This window comes from Mesorhizobium ciceri biovar biserrulae, from assembly GCF_001618845.1.
Classification (GTDB): Bacteria; Pseudomonadota; Alphaproteobacteria; order Rhizobiales; family Rhizobiaceae; genus Mesorhizobium; species Mesorhizobium ciceri.
Genome location: NZ_CP015064.1, coordinates 4,838,513 through 4,864,295 on the forward strand (window position 1 = coordinate 4,838,513; position 25,783 = coordinate 4,864,295).

The window sequence follows — 25,783 nt, forward strand, 5'->3', positions numbered from 1 at the left end:
TCTGGAGTGTGTCTGAGAAAGCCGGTGTGAACTCCATCATAGCCACTGGCCAACATATGGCCTGAATTCTATCGTGTGGGTTGCGACCGAAGGGCTTGGCAATCAAAGACAGAAGGGCTTGGCAACAATGACAGGGCGGCTGTGAAATCCGATGCACACATACTGATCGTCGACGACGACAAGGGCATCCGCGACCTGCTGCAGGAATTCTTCCAGAAGCGGGGCCTGCACACCTCGGTTGCCGCCGACGGCATCGAGATGGAGACCATCCTGCGGCGCGTCCAGGTGGACCTCATCGTCCTCGACGTGATGCTGCCCGGCAAGAGCGGGCTGGAGCTGTGCCGCGACCTGCGCGCCCAGTATTCGACGCCGATCATCATGCTGACCGCCGTCACCGAGACGACCGACCGCGTCGTCGGCCTGGAAATGGGCGCCGACGACTATGTGCCCAAGCCCTTCGACCCGCGCGAGCTTTTGGCGCGCATCCGGGCCGTGCTCAGGCGCAATGGCGCCGCCGAGCCGAAGCGCGCCACCACCAAGCAGATCTACCGCTTCGCTGGCTGGACGATGGACTGTGCCCGGCGCCGGCTGATCGCACCCGACGATGTCAGGGTCGAGCTGACCATGGCCGAATTCAACCTGCTGCAGACCTTCGTCAAGAGTGCGCAGCGTGTGCTGACCCGCGACCAGCTCATCGAATTGTCCGGCGGCGACAGCGACTATTCCTTCGACCGCAGCATCGACATCCTGGTCAGCCGGTTGCGGCGCAAGATGGAGGACGACCCGAAGACGCCCAAGCTGATCCTGACCGTACGCAGCGGCGGCTACCAGTTCCTGCCCGAGACGACCTCCGAATGAGACGTTTCCTGCCGCAGACCTTGCCTGTCTGGGTGCTGCTGATCGTCATTGCCGGCCTGCTGATCAGCCAGGTCGCGACCCTCTACATCGTCTCGCGCGACCGCGCTGCCGCCAACGACGTCGTCGACCTCTACCGGCTCAACGACCGTGCCTTCTCGCTGGTGCAGCTCATGCATGACGCCAGTCCGGACGAGCGCAAGGCGACGGCGACCGGCCTGTTCAACTCCACCTACGCGCTCACCGTTTCGGACACGCCGGCGGTCACTTCGTCGATCGCCGGCGATGACGAACTGGCCGAACTCGAAGACATCCTCGTCGGCCGGCTGTCCAAATTCGGCATCACCGATGCACGCGTACGCCGCGATCCGGCGACGCGCGAGGCCGACGACGCGGACGGCACGACGCCAGGACCCGACATCGGCCAGGTCGAGCGCGACCTTCTGGTGCTGGCCGCCGACTTCGCCCAGAGCGACAAGCTGACGGCATCGCTGCGCTTCGCCGACGGCCAATGGCTGAATTTCACCGAACCGATCACGCCCGTCGGCCCGATCCTGAGCTTCGACAGCCTGCCGCTCTATTCGCTGATCGCAGGGCTGGTGGTGATCATGTCGATCTGGTCACTGCGCCGGCTGACGGCGCCCTACCGGATGATGGAAACCGCCGTGAACCGGATCGGCAAGGATCTGAAGAGCCCGCCGATCGCCGAGAGCGGCAGCCGCGAGGTGCGTGCCGCCGCCAAGGCGATCAATGCCATGCAGGCGAGATTGCGCGAATATGTCGAGGACCGCGAACATCTGGCGGCGGCACTGGCGCATGATCTGCGCACGCCGATGACCAGAATGCGCCTGCGCCTGGAGCTGTTGCGCAAATCGGCGGTCCGCGAGGCGCTGGCGCACGACCTCGCCGATGTCGAGAGCATCGCCAGCTCGGTGATCGACTTCGCCACCTTCGAAGTGACCGAGGAAAAGAACGAACGCATCGACTTCTGGTCGCTCGTGGAATCGATCGCCGACGGCTATGACGACGTATCGTTCGACGACGAGACCCGTTCGCGCGGGCTGATCTGCATGGCGCGGCCGGTCGCGCTCAAGCGCTGCGTCACCAATCTGGTGCAGAACGCGGTCACCTACGGCAAGAAGGCGCATCTTTCGCTGCGCCGGTCGGAGGACATGATCCTGCTCACCATCCGCGATGAAGGGCCTGGCATACCGCAGGCGCAGATCGACGCCGTGTTCGGCTCGTTCGTGCGCCTCGAACAATCGCGCAACCGCCAGACCGGCGGTCTGGGCCTCGGCCTGACCATTGCCCGCAACATCGCGCGCGCCGCAGGTGGCGAGATCCGCCTGTCCAACAATCCCGGCGGCGGCCTGCTGACGCAACTGCGCCTGCCGCTGGCGGCATAAAAACAAGGCGCGCCCGGTCGCCGCGCCTCGCCGCCGTTGGGTTTCGAAGAAACTACCGCCGCAACACCGCGCTCAGCACGTCGCGAATGCCGATGGCGCCGACGAAGCGCGACTGGTCGTCAAACAGCGCTACCGGAGCGGTCTGCGAACGGTGCATGGCCAGCATGACGGTTTTCAGCGAGGTGCCGGGATTGGCCCAGAACACTTGCGCGGCTTCCTCGGATTGGCCTTCGACGTCGGCGCACGACACCCAGACCGCCGGCTTGCCGTCGCGTTCAGCCGCCGCCACCAGCCCGTGATCGTCGATCTTGAAGCGCGTCGTCTTGCGGCGGTCGAGCCAGACCCAGCCGTCCTTGCCGTGCTCCAGATCGCGACGGTCGCGCATCACGTTCCAGGCGGTCAGCACCGACAGCGGGTTCACATTGGCGATGAAGTCTCGGACATAGTCGTTGGCGGGCCGCAGCACGATGTCTTCGGGCGCGCCGGTTTGCACGATGCGCCCACCCTCCATGATGGTGATGTGGGAGCCGATCTTCAGCGCCTCCTCGAGGTCGTGGCTGACGAAGATGATGGTCTTCTTCAATTCAGCCTGCAGCTGCAGCAATTCGTCCTGCAGCTTGGTGCGGATGAGCGGGTCGAGCGCCGAGAACGGCTCATCCATCAACAGGATCGGCGCCTCGGTGGCGAAGGCCCGCGCCAGGCCGACGCGCTGCTGCATGCCGCCCGAAAGCTCATGCGCATATTTCTTCGACCACTGGTCGAGATTGACCAGCTTGAGCTGGCGTTGGACGCGCTCCTTGCGCTCGGCTTCCGGGACGCCGGCCAGTTCGAGGCCGAGACCGACATTCTCCTCCACCGTGCGCCAGGGCAAAAGGCCGAACTGCTGGAACACCATCGCCACCTGTTTCTGGCGCAGGCGCCGCAAGGTCGCCTCGTCGCAGGTGACGACATCGACGGTCTTGTCGCCATCCTTGACCAGCACCTGGCCGCGCGACACCACGTTGAGCCGGTTGACCGCCCGCAGCAATGTCGACTTGCCCGAACCGGAGAGGCCCATCAGAACGGAGATCTCGCCCTCGTTCACGGTCAGGCTGGCGCCGGCGCAGCCCAGTACATTGCCGGTCTTTTCGAGGATCTCGGCGCGGCTGGCGCCGGCGTCGATCATCTTCAGCGATCCGGCCTGGTCGGCGCCGAAGACGATATCGACGTTCCTGAAATCGACGGCGACGGTCATTTCTTGCCTCCAACGGCGATGCGGGTCATCCGGTCGAGCACGATGGCCAAAACGACGATGGCAAGCCCCGCCTCAAGCCCGAGGTCGATGCGGCGCGAGCCGAGCGCCCGGTTGATCTCGGTGCCGAGCCCGCCGGCGCCGATCAGTGCGGCAAACACCACCATCGACAGCGACAGCATGATCGATTGCGTCAGGCCGGCCATGATGGTGGGCAGCGCCGACGGCAGTTCCACCTTCCACAGCAGCTGGCTCTTGGTGGCGCCGAAAGCCTCGCCGGCCTCGACGATCGACTTCGGCACCGAGACGACGCCCAGATGCGTGAGCCGGACCGCGGTCGGGATGACGAAGATGATGGTGACGATGAGGCCGGGCGCGTTGCCGAGGCCGAACAGCGTCAGCACCGGGATCAGGTAGACGAAGGTCGGCAGCGTCTGCATCAGGTCGAGCACCGGCAGCATGACGCGGTAGACCTTCGGCTTGTGCGCTGCCCAGATGCCGAGCGGCACGCCGATGGCCATGGCCATGGCAGCGGCCGCGACGACCAGCACCAGCGTCTGCACCGTCTGCTTCCAAAGGTTCTGGTTGATGATGAAGATCAGGCCGAGAAAGACGCCGATGGCAAGCGGTCGCGAGCGTTGCAGCAGCCAGGCGACAACGGCGATGACCAGCGCCAGCAGCACCGGCGGCACCATCAAGAGGATGCCGACCAGCCCGTCGAGCAGGAAATTGAGGCCATTCGAAAAGGCCCTGAACACAGTGTCGAAATTGTCGGTGAGGAAACCGAAGAAGGCCTTTCCCCAGGCGCCGATCGGAATCTTGTGATCGACCATGAATTTCGAAATCGGATCCATATCGCCCCTCTCGTGCAGGAGACCGCCCTGCCCCTCGGCCTCGGCCGTCGTCATCTTGTCACAGGATATGAAAAAGGGCAGCCTTTTCTAAGATGGCTGCCCTTCCTGGTTCGGCTTTGCCGAATTCAGTCGGCTCAGCTTCCGAGCGCGGTCTTGATGGCGGCGGCAGCGTCACCGCCGTCGAAGGTGGTCACGCCGGCTATCCACGGGGCAACGGCATCCGGGTGCTTCTTCAGCCAGTCGGTTGCAACCGTATTGGCATCGCCGCCCTTGAGGATCGCGTCCATCATCTCGCCTTCCATGTCCAGGTTGAACTTCAGGTTGGCGATGAACTTGCCGGCGTTCGGGCATTCGGTGGTGTAGCCCTTGCGCACATTGGTGTAGACGGTGGCGGCGCCGAAGCCGCTGTCGCCCATGCCGTCGAGATAGGTGATCTTCATGGCGCCCATCACCGGATGCGGCGTCCAGCCGAGGAAGGCGATCCATTCATTGTTCTTCATCGACTGCTCGGCCTGCGTCAGCATGCCGGCTTCCGAGGATTCGACCAGCTCGAAGCCTTCGAGATTGTCCTTCGGGTTCTTGATCATGTCGAGGATGATGCGGTTGCCGTCATTGCCGGCCTCGATGCCATAGATCTTGCCGTTGAACTTGTCCTTGAACTTGCCGATATCGGTCAGCGATTTGACGCCGGCGTCGGCGACATAGGTCGGCACGACGATGCCGTAGCCGGCGCCGGTCAGGTTGGTGCTGATCGTCTCGACCGAACCGTCGGCTGTATAGTCCTTGATGTCGTTGGTCATCGACGGCATCCAGTTGCCGAGGAACACGTCGAGATCCTTGTTCTTCAGCGACGCCATGGTCACCGGCACCGACAGCTGGATCGTTTGCGGCTCATAGCCGAGCGCGGTCAGCAGCACGGAGGCGACGCCGGTCGTCGCCTGGATGTCGGTCCAGCCGACGTCGGAAAGGCGCACCGCCTTGCAGCTTGCCGGATCACCGGCGTAGGCAGCGCTGGTGGACAAAAAAGCCGCCAGGCCGAGGCCGGCGACGAAAGAGTTCATACGCGACATAGACAGTCTCCCATTGTGATTCTTTGGCGAAGCGTAGCTACGGTTTCTGTGCCCGCCTTGTTTCGTCAGCCAAACACCATTCTGGTGTGGTTTCAAGCATTAAGACAATCACGATCAACGGCGCGGGCTGGCCAATCAGCGACACATCAGGCGCTTTTGTCTGGCCAGCCGGCTTTTTCAGGGGAATGCCGCTCTGGCCCCTCCCCGTGTCAGGCCAAGTCGGCTTAAAAGAGCGGCATGGCCAAGCTTTACTTCCACTACGCGACGATGAACGCCGGCAAGACGACGATGCTCTTGCAGGCCTCTTACAATTACCGCGAGCGCGGCATGGGCACGATGCTGTTCGTCGCCGGCCACTACCGCAAGGGCGATACAGGCCTGATCTCGTCGCGCATAGGCCTGGAGACGGAAGCCGAGATGTTTCGCGACGGCGACGATCTGTTCGCCCGCGTCGCCGCTCATCACGCGCATACGTCGGTGCATTGCGTCTTCGTCGACGAGGCGCAGTTCCTCGAGGAAGAGCAGGTCTGGCAGCTCGCCCGCATCGCCGACCGGCTGAACATCCCGGTCATGTGCTACGGCCTGCGCACCGATTTCCAGGGCAAGCTGTTTTCCGGCTCGCGCGCGCTGCTGGCCATCGCCGACGATTTGCGCGAAGTGCGCACCATCTGCCGATGCGGCCGCAAGGCGACGATGGTCGTGCGCCTCGGCCCCGATGGCAAGGTGGCGCGCCAGGGCGAGCAGGTGGCGATCGGCAAGGATGTCTATGTCTCGCTCTGCCGCCGCCACTGGGAGGAAGAGATGGGCCGCGCCGCGCCAGACGACTTCATCGGCTTTATCAAGGGCTGACGGTCGGCGGCCTTGACCCCGGCCCTATGCAGCGTTTCTTAAGGCCTCGGTACTATAACGCAGCCAGCCAGAGCTCCCCGGGGTCAGCCATGCTTCGAGCCGCTTCGTTCGCCAGTATCCTTCTCCTTGCCAGCTCGCTCGTAGCCCATGCCGGCGGTGATCCTGCCCTGGGCAAGAAGGTCTTCAACCGATGCATGGCCTGCCATGACGCAGCCACCGACCGCGACAAGGTCGGTCCGCATCTGTTGGGCGTCGTTGGCCGCACCGCCGGCAGCGCCGAGAGCTTTCTTGGCCACTATTCCGAGGCGATGAAGAGTGCCGGCGCCGCCGGCCTGGTCTGGGATGAAGCCAATCTCGCCGAGTATCTCAAGGCCCCAAAGCTGAAGGTGCCGGGCAACAAGATGGCCTTCGGCGGCCTGACCAATGACGACGACATCGCCAATGTCATCGCCTATCTGAAGGCCGATCCCAAGCCCTGATCCGCTGTTCGTCAGCTCTGTAAAACCGGCTTTCCCCTCGCATATCGCGGCCGCGATTGCTTCAGTGATTTGCCGAATACAAAGGCATCCGTGCGCCATCGGCTTGCCGCATGAAAGTTCAATGACAGCTGAACTACGGCTGGCAGGCAAGCTAATCACGCCAGGCCCCCGCCTTCACTGGTTTTCAAGACCCTGATGGATTCTTTTGTTTTCACGCCGCCCTTGTCTTCACGTCTTTCAATCCCCCGATGCCCCACATATATTCGCCGCTGTTCGCGACCAGCGACGTCATGCCGAAGCGGGAGGCCCCAATGGCGACATTGCAGAATTTCGACGCCGAAATTGCCAAGACCAAGCAGGTCGTGCAGGACATGCGCTCCAAGATCGAGCAGTCCGGCACCATGCTAGATACGCTCGCCACATCGGACAAGAAGATCGGCGACGCCAATTTCGACCTCGAGAACGCCCGCATCGAGGATGTGCTGAAGCAGCAAAAGGTGATGGAAGGCAACATTGCCGACCTGATCATCGGCCTGGAGGACGCCACCAACGTCTTCGGCTCCGAGTTCGAGAGCATGAAGAACTACACCGGCTGGGAAAAATTCATCGGTATCTTCTCCAGCCAGAGCAAGCAGCGCATGCGCACCGACCGCGTCCGCAACATGTCGCTGGCGGGCAATCTGCAGGAATTGCTGGTCAAATCCGACACCATCGTCGGCATATTGAAGGCGCAGAAAGAGGTCCTCGACCAGCGCTACAAGACCTCGGAAACCAGCCTGTCGCAGGTGATCGAGCGCCGCAAGACCACCATGACCAACCTCGAAGCCGTGCAGAAGCGCATCGAGGAGCTCAACCCGATGCTGCTCGACATCGAAAACAAGATCGCCGCTTCGACCAGCCAGAAGGACCGCACGCAGCTCGAAGGCGAACGCTCCAAGCTGGCGACGGAATACAACGAAAAGCAGGCCAAGGAGCAGGAGCTGCTGGCCGAGAGCCAGACGCTCGAGCGCTACACCTCGATGTTCCAGACCTTCGTCGATTCGCTCAACAACCAGATCGCCGCGCAATCGACGCTGATCAACAAGCTGACCATCGATACCGAGCAGCGCATCGTGCTCTACAAGGCGCTGGAAGATTCGCTGAAGACCGCCGCCCAGCAGGACGTCGCCCACAAGATCAACACGCTGGGCAGCCAGGTCGACAACACCGCCGAGGAAACCATGGCCGGCATCGGTGCTGCTTCGCAAAAACACATCGGCGACCTACTCGAGATGCACGAGAAGAACATGGTCGCCACCGCCGACATCCAGCGCCGCAAGAAGCTGGCCGACGATGCCTTTGCCCGCCGCTTCGACGAGGTGCTGAAGAAGCACAATTCGGCAAACTACGTGCAGTCTTAGGGGTGACAGGACTGCCCGCGAGCGCACAGGCATGACCCCCGAAAACGAAGCGGCGGCACGATATTTCTCCGCCATCACGGCCGCGCTGAGCGGCCTTGAAGTGTTCATGCGCGACGATCGCTCGCCGCTTTACCGGCACGGCATCGTCGCCAAGATCGTCGCCGAATACATCGCCCGGCTCGACAAGTCGTTTTCCTGCTGGCGCAACCGGCTGGGCTTCATGGACACGTTCCGCATTTCGCGGGCCGAAAGCGGATTCCCGGTGTTCCAGAACCTGCTCGAACTGGAAAACGACCGCCGCCAGGCCGACGCGCGGCTTGCCAACATCCCGCTCGCCGGCGAATTGCGCGAGGAAATGGCCGACTTCATCCTGCGCCACAAGGAATTCCCCGAGGCGCTGCAGAAGTCGGTGGCCGAGCGGCTCTATCTCGAGGACGTGAAAAGCGAGAACACGTTCGGTTCCTTCACGCTGGCGCAAACCGCCAAGGTCTCGGTCAATCCGAAGACGGGACGGCCCTATTATCTCGTCCATTGGGCGACGTTCGACGGCAGCGCCAACCTGCCTCTGGTCTACATGGTGACGGTGGAGGATTCTTCCGACGCGATGATCCGCCAGCTTGTCGACAGGAACGGCAAACTCAACGAGACGGTCGACATTCCGCTGCCGGTCGATGGCCTACTCAATCCCGAGCTTGCCCATCGTTTCGACGATTTCACCGAGAAGAACTCCGCCTATACGCTGTCGCCGGCAACCATCGCGGTCAACCTCGACAAGGATTTCGAACCGCTGCACCCCAAGCAGCTGCGCCGCGTCGTGCTCGGCCCGTTCTATTCGGTGGGGATTACCGACAACAATTCGACGGTGACCGAGGTTCTGGCCAAGGTGCGCAAGCCGGAAAATGCCTGGCTTTTGACCTGGACGATCCAGGAGGTCTATTCCAAGAGCGAGAAACCCGGCCGCAAGGGCCTGTTTTCGAGTGAGAAGACAACGCAGGAATTCTTCATCAACACTGATGATCTGGAAGCCGCGCGTCAGGGCGTGTCGAGCTATGAAAACCATGCGCTGATTCCGCACGAGGCCTATCAGGCACTCTACGCCGCCGGCGAAGCACAGAAGATTTTTGCCGGCTACAAGGTTCATATCCTGTCCAACGGACAGGTCATCTCAGACGTCTGACCGTCACACCACGGAGCACCCTTCATGGATACCGGCCTGACCACCATTCCGGAAGCCGCCATCGAGAAGCACCGCGCCACCGCGCAGAGCTTCATCACCCGCATCGTCGTGCTGGAGGACCCGTCACGGGAGTCCGGCACCGCGCTTGCCGGCACCAACCGCCGCTTCGTCTCGACCGTCTCGGTCGGCTCGGTGCGTCGCACGCGCGAGGTCGAGCTGGCCAAGACCGTCGGCGCCGTTCATGCCGACGACCAGCTGCTGACCATCCCGCAGCACACGCTCCTGTTTCGCGCCCGGCGCGGCACGGCGATCGCGCTGGCCATATCGGACGTCTTTGCCGAAGGCTCCGACCTCGAAAGCCTGCAGGCCAGGAATACCCGCGCGCCGCTCGAAGGCGACGAAGCGGCCACCTTCAAGAAGCTTCTGTCGGCCTCGGCTTACATCTCCGCCTTCAGCCTCGCCTCCTACCTGTTCCAGCTGATCGACAGCGACGGCGAGGCACCCAACGACATCCCCGAGCCGGACTTCCTGTTCGACACGCCGCAGGATGCGGTGAAGTCGATCCTCGCTGGCCTCGACAAGGCGATCTCGGGATCGTCCGATGATGCCGATTTGATGACAAGGGCACGCGCCTTCGCCCGCGTCGCCATCGACGGGCTTCTGGCCCGCAAGGGCCGCTTCGACGGCATCGGCCCGTTCGAGAACGCCCATATCCGCATCGATGCCGACGATTTCACTCTCGATGGTTTCGACGTCGCGCCGGGCAAGCGCTCAAAACCGCTGGTGATGACCTTCAAGAAGCCGGAAGAGGTCGTCGGCAACCACATCGCCAAATACCAGTCGGTCAAGCTCGCCAAGATGCTGATGGCCTATGATTTCGAGCGCGAACTCAATCCGTTCGTCGAGCTCGGCGGCTTCCTGTTCACCTTCATCGGCGACGGCGCCCCCGGCACCGGCAAGACGACGCTGATCCAGATGATCGCCGGCCTCGTCAACGGCTATTGCCAGGTCGCCGGCTATCCCTTCGCCTACGAGAATTTCGGCGTCGACCAGATCTCGTCCTACCAGGGCAAGTCGGGCCAGAACTGCCGCCAGTTCATCAACAATGTCTTGAACCCGCGCGTCATCGGCTTCGGCACCATCGACGACATCGACCAGGTGGCGGCGCGCCGCTCCGACGACCGCGCCTCGGCCGGCCAGCAGGAAATAACAGGCGTCTTGATGGACGCCTTCGCCGGCGCCGCCACCGTGGTGCGCGGCAACTGCTCATTCGGCATGTTCTCCAACTACCCCGAAAATGTCGACGACGCGCTGCGCCAGCGCGCCGGCGCCCGCTGGCTGGTCGACGGGCCGCAGAGCCGCGACGACTACATCGATATTTTTGTCCTGCTGGCGGGGAAAAACCACAAGATCCCGCTCGGCGAACACGACCTCTACGCCGCGCAGGAAATCCAGCGCGCCGTGACCGAAGCCTATGAGGAGCACGAGAAGCCGCAGGAAGATGGGCTGATGAAGGTCTACGAGCGCTACATGAAGGAGAACGGCGCGCCGAAATCGATGGCCGATATCGGCACCTATCTGCACCTGATCAAGGATGCCGAGCCCCGCTTCACCGGTCGCGCCATCAAGAATGTCACCGACGCCATCAAGATGCGCGCCATGGACATCGAGCTTCCCGACGATTGGTTCGAGAAGCCGGAAGTCTTCATGCACAAGGGCTACGACGAGAAGAAAGCGATGATCGAGGAACTGCGCGGGCCGTTCTCGATGGACATGGTCATGCAGGAGATCAACCGCTACGCCGACTCGGAGTTCCGTTATTCCGACAAGTCCGACGACTCCGCCGTGGAAAAACTGCTGCGCGACGCCCGCCTGCGCGAACGGGCTGCGCGCGAGATGGAGGAGATGAAGAAGAAGGGGCTATGGAATGCGTGAGCTGCGCCGGCCTTCCCTTCACCCCTTGTGGGAGAAGGCAAGATGAGCCCCGCCAAAAAACCCGATCTCCTGCGCGACAATGAGCTGATCTATGGCCGGCTGCTGACGGTCGACGAGCCGCATCTGATCCAGCGCTACAACAAGGCGCTCGCCGCATTCGGCTTGAAGCCGACCAAGCTGAAGACCTTCCAGATCGATCGCACCGGCTTTTCGCCCGAAGTGGCCGAGGAATGCGACGACTACGACTATCTCGATCCCAACGAGGTCAACCGCCGTTTCATCATCCTGACGCCGTCGCAGATCGACCTGCCGGTGGTGCACACCGCCTTCTCCAACACCTCGCAGCTGATGTTCGAGTTCATGTCCAAGAACCAGCGCGCCATCGATGCGCTGACGATCAAGGATGTCATCTACGGCGAGATCGAGGATTCCGTTCCCAAGGTCAACGATATCGAGGACCTGCTGTCGATCAGCCAGGTCGAGTTCAAGGTGCTGTCGGCTGAGGATGTGCTGGGCAAGGCCGCCGAGCTCGGCAAGCTCGTCGACCGGTTGAAGCAGGAGCCCGACGCCTGGCGCGACAGCGCCATGCTGAACCGCATGGTCGAGCTCGCCAAGATCTGCGGCGACATCCGCGAGAACGCGCTGGTGCCCGACCAGGTGATCTTCCGCCACAACGCCTACTGGACCAGCCATTTCGGTGGCCTTTACGTCTTCGTCGACCCGGATGTGACGACGGTGATCAGCGATCCTGCGGCGCCAGGCTTCCGCCGTTCGCGGCCGTGGCAGGTCAGCTATCTCTCCATTAACGACGCCGACAAGGTGTTCAAGTTCCTCGCCACCACCGGCCGCATCGAGTTGCCGCGCGCCTCCTGGGTCGAGGCCTCGGGCTATCTCGAGCACCGCGCCGAGATGGTGGTGCGCGCGCTGATCCGCGATGCCGAGCCGAACCGCAACTTGACCAATGTCGACAAGGTCTGGCTGCAGACCTGGATCCAGAGCCATGCCGACCTGATCACCAGGGACGGCAATTTCCCTTTCCTCAACGCCGCCAAGCGCGAGATCTCCCAGCTCGGCCACCTGAAGATCGAGGATGTCTTCCCGCAGCAGCGCTTCCTGGTGATCCGCGCCAAGCCTGACCATCCTGACGCCTGGCTGACCAACCGGCTGATCTCGGATTTCGTGCCGTCGGACTTCGTCTCGCGCTACATCTTCAACAAGGACGGCTTCTACAAGGACTATGGCGGCTTCAGCGACGCCTGGCGATCGCATGTTGTGGACGTTCTCAAAACCACATATTTGAAGGACAAGGTGGCGTTTCGCACGCGCCTCTACGGCCTGACTGACTAGAACGAAATGAACCGTTTATTTCGTTCTGACTTCTTGTTTTGGCGCATAATGTTATCCAAAAAGTCTGCAACTTTTTGGCATCATGCTTTGAGGGGGTGACACAGCCGTGCTCGATCCGATCGTGAACTTCTTCACCCGCATTTTCCAGTGGATCGGCCGCGGTATCGGGCTTTTGATCGGCGTCATCCTGTGGCCGTTCCTGTGGGCCGGACGCTGGTACACGCAACGCGGCTGGATCCTCAAGGCGGCGGTCGGCCTTGCTCTGCTGGTGCTGATCGGCCTCTATGCCAATTTCTTCTACGCCACCCAGTGGTGGAACAATTTCAACCCGAACTATCCAGACACCTACACGTTCGAGAAACGCAATGTCTCCGCTGGCGAACAGGTCTCCGCCGGCGCCGGCACCGACACGGCCAAGACCTGCGGCAACTCCGGCATTGCCCAGATCGCCGCCGACCTGACCGACTTCAACGTCAACCAGAATGCCTGGATCTCGTCGATGATCCTCTACAAGCTCGGCCTGTTCGGCATCGACTGGGACAACACGCCGTGGATGGACAACAAGGCCTCCTTCCAGCGCGGCATCAACCAGGCGGTGCGGCGCACGGCGACCGAACTCGCCGACAATCTCGGCCGCGTCCGCACCACCTCGCAGATCGACAGCGATCTGCAGAATGCCCGCGGCAACCTGCAGTTCGACGAGGAGACCTGGTATTTCGGCCTGAACCCGTTCGGCCCCAAGACACCGACGCCGAGCTACTATCGCGACGCCGTGCGCATGCTGCGTTCCTTCAACGCTCGCCTTGCCACCTGCCAGGCGACATTCGACGCCCGCGCCGACAATCTGAAACAGTATATCGACCGCATCTCGTCCGACATCGGCTCGACCTCGGCGATCCTCAAGGAACGCGCCGAGAACCACAACAATGGCTGGTTCGACTTCCGCGCCGACGACCGCTACTGGTTCGCCTATGGCCAGCTCTATGGCTATTACGGCCTGATGAAGGGCGCCCAGGCCGACTTCGAGGACGTCATCAAGGAAAAGCATCTGCAGAACCTCTGGGACACGATGGACTCGCAGTTCGTTTCGGCACTGAAGATCCAGCCTTTCATCATCGCCAATGGCCGCGAGGATGGCTGGCTGTTGCCGACGCATCTGACGACGATGGGCTTCTATGTGCTCAGGGTGCGCTCCAACATGGTCGAAATCAGCAACGTTCTGACGCAGTAGCGCTGTTCCATTAGGGACCAGGCGATGGTGAATTTGCGCCGTCGCCTCTGTCGCATTCCGTGCATTGTGCGGCTGTTTTGAGACGGCGGAACGACGCGTCCTCTGGCTTCTATACGGCGCGGCAACGGAGCCAGGAAGAACCGACGACAGGTCGGCCGGTCCGCAGAAGAATTTTCTCAAGAGGAAACATAGTTGCATACAAGTTGACGCCGCGGCAGCGACAGGGTTAGAACATGCCCGCGCCCGGTTCCAACCTGCTTGCCAGTAAGACCAAACCCGTCCCCTCCACCGTCCAATCCAGAGGAAAGCCGTCATGGCCGAAGTGAAGTCCGACATCGAGATCGCGCGCGGCGCCAGGAAAAGGCAGATCCAGGAGATCGGCCAGAAGATCGGCATCCCGACCGAACACCTGCTGCCCTACGGCCACGACAAGGCCAAGATATCAGCCGAATTCATCAAATCGGTGAAGGGCAACAAGGACGGCAAGCTGATCCTCGTAACCGCCATCAACCCGACGCCGGCCGGCGAAGGCAAGACCACGACCACAGTTGGTCTCGGCGACGGCCTGAACCGCATCGGCAAGAAGGCGATCGTCTGCATCCGCGAGGCTTCGCTCGGCCCGAACTTCGGCGTCAAGGGCGGTGCCGCCGGCGGCGGCTATGCGCAGGTCGTGCCGATGGAGGACATGAACCTCCACTTCACCGGCGACTTCCACGCCATCACCACCGCGCACAACCTGCTTTCGGCGCTGATCGACAACCACATCTACTGGGGCAATGAGCTCGGCATCGACACCCGCCGGGTCGTCTGGCGCCGCGTCATGGACATGAACGACCGCGCGCTGCGCGAGATCATCTGCTCGCTCGGCGGCGTCGCCAACGGCTTCCCGCGCGAGGGCGGTTTCGACATCACCGTCGCCTCGGAAGTCATGGCGATCCTCTGCCTGTCGACCGACCTGAAGGACCTGGAAAAGCGCCTCGGCGACATCATCGTCGCCTATCGCCGCGACAAGTCAGCCGTCTATGCCCGCGACCTCAAGGCCGACGGCGCCATGGCTGTGCTGCTGAAGGACGCCATGCAGCCGAACCTGGTGCAGACGCTGGAGAACAACCCGGCCTTCGTGCATGGCGGGCCGTTCGCCAACATCGCGCATGGCTGCAACTCGGTCGTCGCCACCACGACGGCGCTCAAGCTCGCCGACTACGTCGTCACCGAAGCCGGCTTCGGCGCCGATTTGGGTGCTGAAAAGTTCTTCGACATCAAGTGCCGCAAGGCGGGCTTGAAGCCGGCAGCGGCGGTCATCGTCGCCACCGTGCGCGCCATGAAGATGAATGGCGGCGTCAAGAAGGAAGACCTCGGCAAGGAAAACGTCGAGGCGGTGAAGAAGGGCTGCGCCAACCTTGGCCGCCACATCGAGAACATCAGGCAGTTCGGCGTGCCGGCGGTGGTTGCCATCAACCATTTCTATTCCGACACCGACGCCGAGATCCAGGCGATGAAGGACTATGTCGCCTCGATGGGCGAAGAAGCGATCCTGTGCAAGCACTGGGCACACGGCTCGGCCGGGATCGAGGATCTCGCCAACAAGGTGGTGGCACTGGCCGAATCCGGCGCCTCGCAGTTCGCGCCGCTCTATCCCGATGCCATGCCGCTGTTCGAGAAGATCAACACCATCGTCCAGCGCATCTATCGCGGCTCGGAAGCGATCGCCGACAAGTCGGTGCGCGACCAGCTCAAGGCGTGGGAAGACGCCGGCTACGGCCATTTGCCGGTGTGCATGGCCAAGACCCAGTATTCCTTCTCGACCGACCCGAACCTGCGCGGCGCGCCGACCGGCCACACCGTGCCGGTGCGCGAGGTCAGGCTTTCGGCCGGTGCCGGCTTCGTCGTCATCATCTGCGGCGAGGTCATGACCATGCCGGGCCTGCCGAGGGCGCCGTCCTCGGAAAAGATCTTCCTCAATGAGGCCGGCAATATCGAAGGCCTGTTCTAAAATCCTTCAATTCAAACAGAAAGGGCGCCGCAGCGATGCGGCGCCCTTTCTGTTTTTTCGGATAGCCCTAAGCAGCGCTGCGCGACAGCGCCCGCTGGTTGGAGCCGAAGATCGTGTCGCGCTCCGGCAGCGCGCCGGTCTGCAGGCACTCCACCCATTCGGCGGTCTTGAGCACGGCGGCGAAGCGCGACTGCAGGATGATCGTGACCACGCGATGGATCTCCTCGGCCGAGGCGTAGCCGGCGCTGTTGGCGTAAGGCACCGAGCCGGTCGCATCCGACAGGAACTCGACGGCAAAGCCCATATGCACGGCGTGGATAATGGTCGACAGGTCACAATTATGCGTCATGTAGCCGACCACCGTAATCGTATCGATGGCATTGGCGCGCAGCCAGTCTTCCAGATCAGTGCCGGTGAAGGCGGAGGGCAGGTTCTTTTCGACATAATGGTCGCGCTTGCGCCTGGCGATTTCGGGATGCAGTTCGCCGCCGTGACTGCCCTTGGCAAAGATCGGCGAGGTCTCGGGCGCCATCTGCTTGACGACCACCACCTTGATACCGGCAGCAGTCGCTGCATCCATGGCGCGTGCCACATTGACGACGCTGTCGCGGAACGGCGGATGCTGGATGGCGAGATTGCCGCCGTCGTAATCGTTCTGCACATCGACGACGATCAGCGCCCGGCGCGGCGTGGTGTTGGCTGGGTCAGACATAGTGTTTCCTTTCCGGCTTGAATTCGATGGATGGAAGATAGGCGGGCTGCCAGACAGCCGAAAGTGGCCCGATTGACATCATTCGAAAGAATTGGGACAATCCGCATTCAACCGCTGGAAGCACCCATGACCGACCCGATCATTGCCGTCCTCGCCTTCGACGGCATCAGCCCGTTCCATCTTTCCGTACCGTGCCTGGTCTTCGGCGAGGACAGGACGGCGCTTGGCCTGCCGCGCTTCGACTTCCGTATCTGCGCGGTCAAGGCCGGACCGATCCATACCGAAGCCGGGCTGACAATTGCCGCGCCGCATGGGCTCGAAGGGCTCGACGGCGCCGATATCGTCATCATCCCGAGCTGGCATCATCTGAGCGAACCGGTATCGCCGCTGCTGATGGAAGCGCTGCGCCATGCGCACCAACGCGGCGCCTTGATTGTCGGCCTGTGCCTCGGCACCTTCGCCATTGCAGCGGCCGGGCTGCTTTCGGGCCGACGTGCCGCGACGCACTGGGCCTATTGCGAACAATTGCAAACACTCCATCCCGACATCGCTGTCGATGCCGCGGTGCTCTACGTCGACAATGGCGATGTCGTGACCTCGGCCGGCGTCGCCGCCGGCCTCGACTGCTGTCTCCACATCGTGCGCGCCCGCTACGGTGCGGAAGCAGCACTGCGGCTCGCTCGCCAGATCGTGCTTTCCCCGCATCGCCAGGGCGGCCAGGCGCAATTCATCGAGCATCCGGTGGCAAGAAGCGCGGACGCCGACCGCTTTACCCAGGCCCTCGACGCGGTTCGCGCGACGCTTGGCGAAGCGCATAGCCTGGACCGCGTGGCCGAGGCCGCCGGCCTGACCCGCCGCACCTTTACCCGTCGCTTTCAGAAATCGATCGGTGTCAGCTTTGGCGATTGGCTGACCAGCCAGCGGATCGAACTGGCGCAGCGTTTGCTGGAAGCGACGGAGAAATCCATGGACATGATCGCCTTCGAAGCCGGCTTCGGCAGCGCCACCTCGCTGCGCCAGCATTTTTCGGCACGGCTCAAGACATCGCCGGCGCAATACCGGCGCGAGTTTTCCAGGCGAGGCGATCAGGAAGAGCGCATGACGTATGTCCTGTCGTCCTGACCTGTTCAGCCCCGCTTGACCGGCCGCGCCGGATTGCCGATCACCGTGGCGTTCGCCGCCACGTCGCGCGTCACCACCGCACCGGCGCCGACGATGGCGCCTTCACCGATGCTGACGCCGCCAAGGATGACGGCTGAGCCGCCGATCCAGGCATTGGCGCCGATCTCGATCGGTCGGGCGACCTCCAGTCCGGCCTGCCGCCCACTGGCCTCCTTGTGGTGCTCGGCGCAGTAGATCTGCACGTTCGGGCCGAGCAGCGTTGCCTTGCCGATGCGCACGCTCGCCGTGTCGAGGATGGTGCAGCCGAGGCGGCAGCAAGTTGTGCTCGAACACCGCATCGCGCGCTATCATCCGCAACGACTCCAGTTCGTCATCGAGGCAGGTATACCATTCGCCGGCCACCATTTTCACGCGCTCGCTCTCAGCCATGATGCGGTCTCCAGTTCACGTCCTTGCAAAGCACAAGTGCAGCCAAAAGCGCCGATGCCAGTACTGGTCAAATATTGGACCTATGGTAGCCTGTGACTCAAGGCCGTCTTGGCCCGTGATCGAGGGGGGATCGACCATGCTCTACATTCTCGCACTTCTGATCGGCGTCATTGCCGGTCTTCGCGCCATGACGGCGCCGGCCGCCATTGCCTGGGGCGCTTATCTCGGCTGGCTGACGGTTGCCGGCACCTGGGCGAGCTTCATGAGCCACTGGGCGGCTGTCGGCATCTTCACCATCCTGGCCATTGTCGAGTTGGTCACCGACCAGTTGCCGTCGACGCCGAGCCGTAAAGTACCCCAGCAATTCGGCGCCCGCATCGTCATGGGCGCCTTCACAGGCGCGGTGATCGGCGCGACAGGCGGCGCCACCATCGGCGGCCTGATCGCGGGCGCCATCGGCGCTGTCATCGGCACGCTGGGCGGCGCCGAAGCTCGCGGCCGGCTCGCGGCCGCCTTCGGCAAGGATCCGCCCGCCGCCTTTATCGAGGACGCGGTGGCGATCATCGGCGGCCTGCTGATCGTAGCGGCGGTGGCATGACGACGAAAACCTTCGACGCCATCATCATCGGTGCCGGACAGGCTGGCCCTCCGCTGGCCGGGCGGCTGACGGCCGCCGGCATGAGCGTCGCACTGATCGAGCGCAAGCTGGTCGGCGGCACCTGCGTCAACACCGGCTGCATGCCGACCAAGACCATGGTCGCCAGCGCCTATGCCGCGCATCTGGCGCGCCGCGCCGCCGACTACGGCGTGACGCTCAGTGGCCCCGTCGGCGTCGACTATGCCAGGATCAAGGCGCGCAAGGACAAGGTGACGATCGACGCCCGCACCAATCTTGAGACCTGGATTGCCGGCATGGACAAGTGCACCCTCTATCGCGGCCATGCGCGTTTCGAATCCGCCAACACGGTGCGCGTCGGCGACGATCTTTTGACCGCCGAAAAGATCTTCCTCAACACCGGCGGCCGCGCCTCGGTGCCCGACCTTCCCGGCATCCACGACATCGACTATCTGACCAACTCGTCGATGATGGATCTCGATGTGCTGCCGCGCCATCTCGTCGTCGTCGGCGGCAGCTACATCTCGCTCGAATTCGCTCAGATGTTCCGCCGCTTCGGCGCGGAAGTCACCGTCGTCGAGAAGAGCCCGCGCCTGACCGGCCGCGAGGACGAGGATGTCTCCGCCGCCATCCTGTCGATCCTCGAAAACGAAGGCATCGCGGTCCATGTCGGCGCCGACGACATTGCCTTCGCCAGACAGGGTGACGACATCGCCGTGACCTTCTCCGCCGGCAAGCCACCGGCGGTCGGCTCGCATGTGCTGCTGGCGCTGGGGCGCACGCCCAACACCGACGATCTCGGCCTGGAAAGGGCCGGCGTCGAGGTCGACAAGCGCGGTTTTGTCACCGTCGACGACCAGCTGCGCACCAGCGTGCCCGGCATCTGGGCGATGGGCGACTGCAACGGCAGGGGCGCCTTCACCCACACCTCCTACAACGACTACGAGATCGTCGCCGCCAATTTGCTCGACAACGATCCGCGGAGGGTCAGCGACCGGATCGAAGCCTATGCGCTCTACATCGACCCGCCGCTTGGCCGCTGCGGCATGACCGAGGCCGCCGTGAAGAAATCCGGCCGTCGCGCGCTGGTCGGCCAGCGGCCGATGACCCGCGTCGGCCGCGCTATCGAAAAGGGCGAGACGCAGGGTTTCATGAAAATCCTGGTCGATGCCGACACCAGGGAGATCCTCGGCTGCTCGGTGCTCGGCCCCGGCGGCGACGAGGCTATCCATTGTGTGCTCGACCTGATGTACGCCAAGGCGCCCGTCGACACGCTGGCGCGTGCCGTGCACATCCATCCCAATGTTTCGGAGTTGCTGCCCACCATTGCCCAGGAGCTGAAGCCGCTGGCGTGACAGCCCGTTGAAGACCCATTTTAAAGCTCTTCCTTTTCTGCATCGCTGCAATGCAGCAATGCAGCTTGCGCACGGTGGCGTGCTTCGCGCAGTCTGGAATTGAACCGATTCAGTCTGGACGCACCATGCCCTTGCCGATCCTTGCGCTTGCCATTGCGTCCTTCTGCATCGGCACCACCGAATTCGTCATCATGGGCTTGCTGCCTGAGGTCGCCGCCGACCTCGGCGTGTCGATCCCCGCGGCGGGCCTGCTGGTTACCGGATATGCGCTGGGCGTCGTCTTCGGCGCCCCGATCGTCGCCATGGCCACTGCGCATTTGCCGCGCAAGCCGGTGTTGGTCGGGCTGGCCGTGCTGTTCGTCGTCGGCAATCTGTTTTGCGCCATCTCGCCCAACTACTGGACGCTGATGGCCGCGCGTGTCTTCACCGCTTTCGGCCACGGCGCCTTCTTCGGCATCGGCTCGGTCGTTGCCGCCAGCCTGGTGCCGCGCAACAAGCGCGCCAGCGCTATCGCGCTGATGTTCGCCGGGCTGACGCTGTCCAACATCCTGGGTGTTCCCGCCGGAACCGCACTTGGCGAAGCGTTCGGCTGGCGCTCCACCTTCGTTGCCGTGGTCGGTATCGGCCTGATCTCGGTGGCAGCGATCGCCTGGTTGGTGCCGTCCGATGTCGCCGAGCCAAGCGGTGGCGGCCTGCGCGGCGAGCTGCGCGTGCTGGGCAAGCTGCAGGTCTGGCTGGCCATGCTGATCGCGGCGCTGACCTCCGCAAGCCTGTTCACCGTCTTCACCTACATCAAACCCTACCTCACCGAGGTATCGGGCTTGTCGACCTCGGCAGTCACGTGGGTTCTGCTGCTGTTCGGCGCGGGCATGACCATCGGCAACATCATCGGCGGCAGACTGGCCGACTGGAAACTGATGCCGACAGTGATCGGCACCCTGCTGCTGATGGCCCTGCTTTTCGTTGGATTCAGGCAGTTCGGCGCAATCGCCAGCGTTGCCATCGGCATCGTCTTCCTGTGGGGCCTGCTCATCTTCGTCGTCGTGCCGCCGTTGCAGATCCGGGTCGTCGAGGCGGCCTCCGAGGGACCGAACCTTGCCGCCACGCTGAACCAGGGCGCCTTCAATATCGGCAATGCCAGCGGCGCCTGGATAGGCGGCGTGGCCCTGTCCGCCGGTGTTTCCTATGCCAATTTGCCGCTGGTCGGCGCAGCACTCGCTGTTTTGGCGGTCACCGTCGCTGTGCTGTCGCAGGCGCTGGACCGGCGCGCGCCGGTCATCCCGCTTCCGGCTGAATAGTCTCTTGCGCCCATAGCGCGGCAGGCTGGACCAATCGACATCGGCGCCTTCAAATCGCATGTCTCTCGCTCCTGATGGAGGAAGTCATGCAGAAATCGATCGAACGCATCGCCGGCGAAAGCGAAGGGGTTTCCTACGAATTCCCGCTGTTCCGCTTCACTGGTTCTGACAAGGCTGCTCCTTCGGCCTATCTGCAGGCGGCACTCCATGCCGGCGAGTTGCCGGGTGTCGTCGCCATCGACGCGCTGATGCCGATGCTTGCCAGGGCGGAGGCCGAAGGCCGCATCAAGGGCAACCTCACCATCGTGCCCTGGGCCAACCCGATCGGCCGGGCGCAATATCATTTCGGCGAGCATCAGGGCCGCTTCCATCTCGGCACGCGCACCAATTTCAACCGCGGCTTTCCGCTGCTAACGGCGCCCGACACAGCGCTCTTGCCCGACACCACCCTTGGCAGCGTCGACCAGCGGCTGAAGACGCGGCTGGTGCAGCTGTCGCTCGGCCACGACATCATGCTCGACCTGCACTGCGATGACGAGGGCCTCGCCTATCTCTACGTCCACACCAGCCTGTGGCCTGGTATGGCCGATTGCGCCGCGGCCATGGGCGTCGACGCGGTCGTGCTGTGGAGCGAAGACACTGACGGCACCTTCGAGGGCGCCTCGATCATGCCCTATCAGAACGTCCCCGCCGATGTGGCCAAGCTCGACCGTCGCGTCGCCACCACCGTCGAATATCGCGGCATCCTCGATGTCGACGGTGCCTTGGCCGCCGGCGACGCCGACGGCCTCTACCGGCTGCTGGTGGCGCGCGGCGTGATCGCCGACAGCGCCCTGCCCGCGCCGGGTCCTTTCACCGGCTTCGTGGCGCCATTGGAAAACATCGACATGATGCCGGCGCCACGGGCCGGTGCCGTGCTCTACGACGTGAAGCCCGGCGACCGCGTCGCCAAGGGCGCGCGCCTCGCCACCATCGTCCATGCACCGGGTGAAACCGATGGCCGCACCGAAGTGTTCGCGCCGCAGGACGGCATCATCCTGACCCGCCGCTCGCGCCGCATCATCCGCGCCGGCGAAGATCTTCTGAAGCTGGTCGGGGACAGGAAGAGCACTGATGCCCGGTCGGGAACGCTGGAGGACTGACTTAGCCCGAAATAGCCAGTCGCGCTTTCGCCTCCAGCCATTCGGACATCTGCCGGTAAGGCATCGGGCCGTGACTGATGCGGGCGACACCCAGTTCCGCCAGCCGCTGGCGCGGCGGCACATGCGCCAGCGCAATGATGTTGACCGGCAACGCAATTGCCTTGCAGAGCGTCTCGATCAGGCCTTCGTCGCCAAGGCCCGGCGCAAAGAAGCCGTGCGCGCCGGCTTTTTCGAAGGCCTGTGCGCGCTCGATGGCCTGGTCGAGCAGAACGTCATCATGCGCATCCGGTTTCGCCTTGAGGAAGATGTCGGTTCGAGCGTTGATGAATGCCGGTATGCCGGAAGCCTTGACGGCCGCCGCCGCGGCTTCGATGCGCTTTGCCTGCACGGAAATGTCATGCAGGCCGCTGCCACCGACAATCTGATCCTCGGAATTGAAACCGATAGCGCCGGCCCGCAGCGCCAACGTCACCGTGCGAGCGACGATTTCCGGGTCAACGCCGTAGCCGCCCTCGAGGTCCATGGTCACCGGCAGGTCGACCGACCCGACGATGCGCTTGATGTTGTCGAGCGCCAGTTCCAGCGGGATTTTCTCGCCATCGGCGTAGCCGAACGCGGCCGCGACCGGCCAGCTTCCGGTGGCGATCGCCTTGGCACCCGCTTTCTCGATGATCTTGGCCGAACCCGGATCCCAGGCATTGTAAAGGACGACCGGGTTGCCCTTGACGTGGAGGGAATGAAACGTCCGCGCACGCTCGATCTGCTCGGTCATGGTTATTTTCCCGTCTTCCTGCTGTTGGATGAGCACTCTAAGCGGCACTGTCGGCTCTGGCGATGTGCCATGAGCCTGAGAAGCGGCGGCCAACGAACAGACTTTCAAACCTGTTGCGCATCCTTCTTTTCGCAGCTATGGATTTCGCCATGAATATGCGTTCGATCAAGACCATTTGGTGGTGGGCCTGCTGACAGCGGCCTGTTCGAACACGTGCGCGTGAATAGAGAGGGTGGCCGCAACGGAAAGTCCGGGCGGCCATTTGTTTTTTCCAAGCCATTCCCGGGTCCGTTGCCCCAAGAAGCTGATGGAGACGGCAATGACGATGAAGGTTCTGGAAAACGGCGCGGAAAGTTTCGTGACCGCGGGTGGCATCACCATCACCCGCGCGCGCCACGACCGGCCGTATGCGGGCGCGATCGACGCTTACGTCGACGGCCTGAATTCGCGCCGCGGCGCAGTATTTTCCTCCAACTATGAATATCCCGGCCGCTACACGCGCTGGGACACCGCCATCATCGACCCGCCTCTGGTTATCTCCGCGCGCGGCCGCGCCATGCGTGTCGAGGCGCTCAACGGCCGTGGCGAGGTGTTGTTGCCGGTCATCGGCAAGGCGCTGGATAGCCTGGCCGATATCACCATCGCCGAGACATCGAAAAGGCTCATCCGTCTCGACGTCGCCAAGCCCGGCCGTGTCTTCACGGAAGAAGAGCGCAGCCGTGTTCCTTCGGTGTTCACCGTGCTGCGCGCCATCACCGCTCTGTTCAAGACCGAGGAAGACGCCAATCTAGGTCTCTACGGCGCTTTCGGCTACGATCTCGCCTTCCAGTTCGACCCGGTAGACTACAAGCTCGAACGCAAGCCAAGCCAGCGCGACCTGGTGCTGTTCCTGCCTGACGAGATCCTGGTCGTCGACCATTATTCGGCCAAGGCATGGACCGACCGCTACGACTATGCCGGCGAGGGTTTTTCGACCGAAGGGCTGCCGCGCGACGAAATCTCCGAGCCGTTCAAGAGCCCCGACCGCATCCCGCCGCGCGGCGACCATGAACCCGGCGAATACGCCGACCTGGTGCGCAAGGCGATGGATTCGTTCAAGCGCGGCGACCTGTTCGAGGTCGTGCCGGGCCAGATGTTCTACGAGCGCTGCGAGACGCAGCCGTCCGAGATTTCGCGCAAGCTGAAGGCCATCAATCCGTCGCCCTATTCCTTCTTCATCAATCTGGGCGAAGGTGAATATCTGATCGGCGCCTCGCCCGAAATGTTCGTGCGCGTCAACGGCCGCCGCGTCGAGACCTGCCCGATCTCGGGCACCATCAAGCGCGGCGACGACGCAATTTCCGACTCAGAGCAGATCCTGAAACTGCTCAACTCGAAGAAAGACGAATCCGAGCTGACCATGTGCTCGGACGTCGACCGCAACGACAAGTCGCGGGTCTGCGAGCCGGGTTCGGTGCGCGTTATCGGCCGGCGCCAGATCGAGATGTATTCGCGCCTGATCCATACGGTCGACCACATCGAAGGCAGGCTGCGCGAAGGCATGGATGCCTTCGATGCCTTCCTGTCGCATGCCTGGGCGGTCACCGTCACCGGCGCGCCGAAGCTATGGGCCATGCGCTTTATCGAGCAGAACGAGAAGAGCCCGCGCGCCTGGTATGGCGGCGCGATCGGCATGGTCAATTTCAACGGCGACATGAACACCGGCCTGACGCTCCGCACCATCCGTATCAAGGACGGCATTGCCGAAGTGCGCGCCGGCGCCACATTGCTGTTCGACAGCATTCCCGAGGAAGAAGAAGCCGAAACCGAACTGAAGGCATCCGCCATGCTCTCCGCCATCCGCGACGCCAAGACAGGCAATTCCGCCAGCACCGAGCGCACCACCGCGCGCGTCGGCGACGGCGTCAACATCCTGCTGGTCGACCACGAGGACAGTTTCGTCCACACGCTGGCCAATTATTTTCGCCAGACCGGCGCCAACGTCTCGACCGTTCGCTCGCCGGTGCCTGAGGAAGTCTTCGACCGGCTGAAACCCGACCTCGTCGTGCTGTCGCCCGGCCCCGGCACGCCGAAGGACTTCGATTGCGCCGCAACCATCAAGAAGGCGCGCGCCCGCGGACTGCCGATCTTCGGCGTCTGCCTTGGCCTGCAGGCATTGGCCGAGGCCTATGGCGGCGAACTGCGGCAGCTGCACATACCGATGCACGGCAAGCCGTCGCGCATCCGCGTCTCCAAGCCCGGCATCATCTTCTCCGGCCTGCCCAAGGAAGTCACCGTCGGCCGCTACCACTCGATCTTTGCCGATCCGGTGCGGCTGCCCGACGATTTCATCGTCACGGCCGAGACCGAGGACGGCGTCATCATGGCCTTCGAGCACCGCAAGGAGCCGATCGCCGCAGTGCAATTCCACCCGGAATCGATCATGACGCTCGGGCACAATGCCGGCATGCGCATCATCGAGAACATCGTCGCCCACCTGCCGCGCAAGGCCAAGGAAAAGGCCGCCTGAC

General features: G+C 63.1%; 21 protein-coding genes and 1 pseudogene. 16 read left to right on the plus strand and 6 right to left on the minus strand.

Annotation, left to right across the window (positions count from 1 at the left end):
* The first annotated feature begins 141 nt into the window (after positions 1-141).
* Together A4R29_RS22835 and A4R29_RS22840 are read left to right on the plus strand one after the other, a co-directional pair.
* A complete protein-coding gene (locus tag A4R29_RS22835) occupies positions 142-858 on the plus strand; it encodes a response regulator (RefSeq protein WP_013529960.1) in 717 nt (238 codons plus the stop codon).
* Positions 855-2,261, plus strand: coding sequence for an ATP-binding protein (locus tag A4R29_RS22840; protein ID WP_024504540.1), 1,407 nt, complete (start codon positions 855-857; stop codon positions 2,259-2,261). The genes A4R29_RS22835 and A4R29_RS22840 overlap by 4 nt, the downstream gene beginning before the upstream one ends.
* A gap of 52 nt (positions 2,262-2,313) precedes the next feature.
* Here A4R29_RS22840 and choV read toward each other — a convergent pair whose 3' ends face one another.
* The 3 genes from choV to A4R29_RS22855 all read right to left on the minus strand — a co-directional run bounded on the left by choV (position 2,314) and on the right by A4R29_RS22855 (position 5,416).
* Entirely contained in the window at positions 2,314-3,495 is a 1,182-nt protein-coding gene (choV, locus tag A4R29_RS22845; RefSeq protein WP_024504539.1) for a choline ABC transporter ATP-binding protein, read from the minus strand.
* Complete coding sequence (choW, locus tag A4R29_RS22850) at positions 3,492-4,346, minus strand: choline ABC transporter permease subunit (RefSeq protein WP_024504538.1); 855 nt, start codon at positions 4,344-4,346, stop codon at positions 3,492-3,494. The genes choV and choW overlap by 4 nt, the downstream gene beginning before the upstream one ends.
* 134 nt (positions 4,347-4,480) lie before the next feature.
* Positions 4,481-5,416, minus strand: coding sequence for a choline ABC transporter substrate-binding protein (locus A4R29_RS22855; RefSeq protein WP_013529956.1), 936 nt, complete (start codon positions 5,414-5,416; stop codon positions 4,481-4,483).
* A gap of 237 nt (positions 5,417-5,653) precedes the next feature.
* Between A4R29_RS22855 and A4R29_RS22860 the strand changes: the two genes are divergently transcribed.
* The 8 genes from A4R29_RS22860 to A4R29_RS22895 all read left to right on the plus strand — a co-directional run bounded on the left by A4R29_RS22860 (position 5,654) and on the right by A4R29_RS22895 (position 15,827).
* Positions 5,654-6,265, plus strand: coding sequence for a thymidine kinase (locus A4R29_RS22860; protein ID WP_013529955.1), 612 nt, complete (start codon positions 5,654-5,656; stop codon positions 6,263-6,265).
* A gap of 89 nt (positions 6,266-6,354) precedes the next feature.
* Positions 6,355-6,744, plus strand: coding sequence for a c-type cytochrome (locus A4R29_RS22865; protein WP_027162174.1), 390 nt, complete (start codon positions 6,355-6,357; stop codon positions 6,742-6,744).
* A 311-nt stretch (positions 6,745-7,055) separates the two neighbouring features.
* A complete protein-coding gene (locus A4R29_RS22870) occupies positions 7,056-8,144 on the plus strand; it encodes a hypothetical protein (protein WP_024504535.1) in 1,089 nt (362 codons plus the stop codon).
* A gap of 31 nt (positions 8,145-8,175) precedes the next feature.
* Complete coding sequence (locus A4R29_RS22875; protein WP_063172952.1) at positions 8,176-9,321, plus strand: hypothetical protein; 1,146 nt, start codon at positions 8,176-8,178, stop codon at positions 9,319-9,321.
* Between the two features lie 24 nt (positions 9,322-9,345).
* A complete protein-coding gene (locus A4R29_RS22880; protein ID WP_063172953.1) occupies positions 9,346-11,256 on the plus strand; it encodes an AAA family ATPase in 1,911 nt (636 codons plus the stop codon).
* A gap of 42 nt (positions 11,257-11,298) precedes the next feature.
* On the plus strand, positions 11,299-12,603 hold the full coding sequence (locus A4R29_RS22885) for a DUF6638 family protein (RefSeq protein ID WP_013529950.1): 1,305 nt from the start codon (positions 11,299-11,301) through the stop codon (positions 12,601-12,603).
* 106 nt (positions 12,604-12,709) lie between these two features.
* On the plus strand, positions 12,710-13,834 hold the full coding sequence (locus A4R29_RS22890; protein ID WP_013529949.1) for a DUF2333 family protein: 1,125 nt from the start codon (positions 12,710-12,712) through the stop codon (positions 13,832-13,834).
* A gap of 313 nt (positions 13,835-14,147) precedes the next feature.
* Positions 14,148-15,827, plus strand: coding sequence for a formate--tetrahydrofolate ligase (locus A4R29_RS22895; protein ID WP_063172954.1), 1,680 nt, complete (start codon positions 14,148-14,150; stop codon positions 15,825-15,827).
* A gap of 67 nt (positions 15,828-15,894) precedes the next feature.
* Here the strand turns inward: A4R29_RS22895 and A4R29_RS22900 are convergent, their stop codons facing one another.
* Positions 15,895-16,539: a cysteine hydrolase family protein gene (locus A4R29_RS22900; RefSeq protein ID WP_013529947.1), complete on the minus strand. Its 645-nt coding sequence runs from the start codon at positions 16,537-16,539 to the stop codon at positions 15,895-15,897.
* Positions 16,540-16,665: 126 nt separating this feature from the next.
* Between A4R29_RS22900 and A4R29_RS22905 the strand changes: the two genes are divergently transcribed.
* Positions 16,666-17,661 (plus strand): GlxA family transcriptional regulator, encoded by a 996-nt coding sequence (locus A4R29_RS22905; protein ID WP_063172955.1) that lies wholly within the window; start codon positions 16,666-16,668, stop codon positions 17,659-17,661.
* Between the two features lie 5 nt (positions 17,662-17,666).
* Here A4R29_RS22905 and A4R29_RS22910 read toward each other — a convergent pair.
* Positions 17,667-18,090: pseudogene (locus tag A4R29_RS22910) on the minus strand (DapH/DapD/GlmU-related protein).
* A 136-nt stretch (positions 18,091-18,226) separates the two neighbouring features.
* On the opposite strand from A4R29_RS22910, the gene A4R29_RS22915 reads away from it, so the two are divergent.
* The 4 genes from A4R29_RS22915 to A4R29_RS22930 all read left to right on the plus strand — a co-directional run bounded on the left by A4R29_RS22915 (position 18,227) and on the right by A4R29_RS22930 (position 22,501).
* Positions 18,227-18,688: a membrane protein gene (locus A4R29_RS22915; RefSeq protein WP_027162181.1), complete on the plus strand. Its 462-nt coding sequence runs from the start codon at positions 18,227-18,229 to the stop codon at positions 18,686-18,688.
* On the plus strand, positions 18,685-20,061 hold the full coding sequence (locus A4R29_RS22920) for an FAD-containing oxidoreductase (RefSeq protein WP_027162182.1): 1,377 nt from the start codon (positions 18,685-18,687) through the stop codon (positions 20,059-20,061). Before A4R29_RS22915 ends, A4R29_RS22920 begins: the two co-directional genes overlap by 4 nt.
* A 125-nt stretch (positions 20,062-20,186) precedes the next feature.
* The gene (locus A4R29_RS22925) at positions 20,187-21,359 is read left to right on the plus strand and encodes an MFS transporter (RefSeq protein ID WP_024504527.1); all 1,173 of its coding nucleotides are present in this window, start codon (positions 20,187-20,189) and stop codon (positions 21,357-21,359) included.
* An 86-nt stretch (positions 21,360-21,445) separates the two neighbouring features.
* Positions 21,446-22,501, plus strand: coding sequence for a succinylglutamate desuccinylase/aspartoacylase family protein (locus A4R29_RS22930; RefSeq protein WP_063173783.1), 1,056 nt, complete (start codon positions 21,446-21,448; stop codon positions 22,499-22,501).
* Between the two features lies 1 nt (position 22,502).
* On the opposite strand, the gene A4R29_RS22935 is transcribed toward A4R29_RS22930, so the two are convergent.
* Positions 22,503-23,273 (minus strand): isocitrate lyase/PEP mutase family protein, encoded by a 771-nt coding sequence (locus tag A4R29_RS22935; protein WP_063172956.1) that lies wholly within the window; start codon positions 23,271-23,273, stop codon positions 22,503-22,505.
* A gap of 319 nt (positions 23,274-23,592) precedes the next feature.
* Between A4R29_RS22935 and A4R29_RS22940 the strand changes: the two genes are divergently transcribed.
* Positions 23,593-25,782 carry an anthranilate synthase gene (locus A4R29_RS22940; RefSeq protein WP_063173784.1) on the plus strand — a complete coding sequence of 730 codons (2,190 nt, stop codon included), beginning with the start codon at positions 23,593-23,595 and terminating at the stop codon, positions 25,780-25,782.
* The last annotated feature ends 1 nt before the right edge of the window (position 25,783 follow it).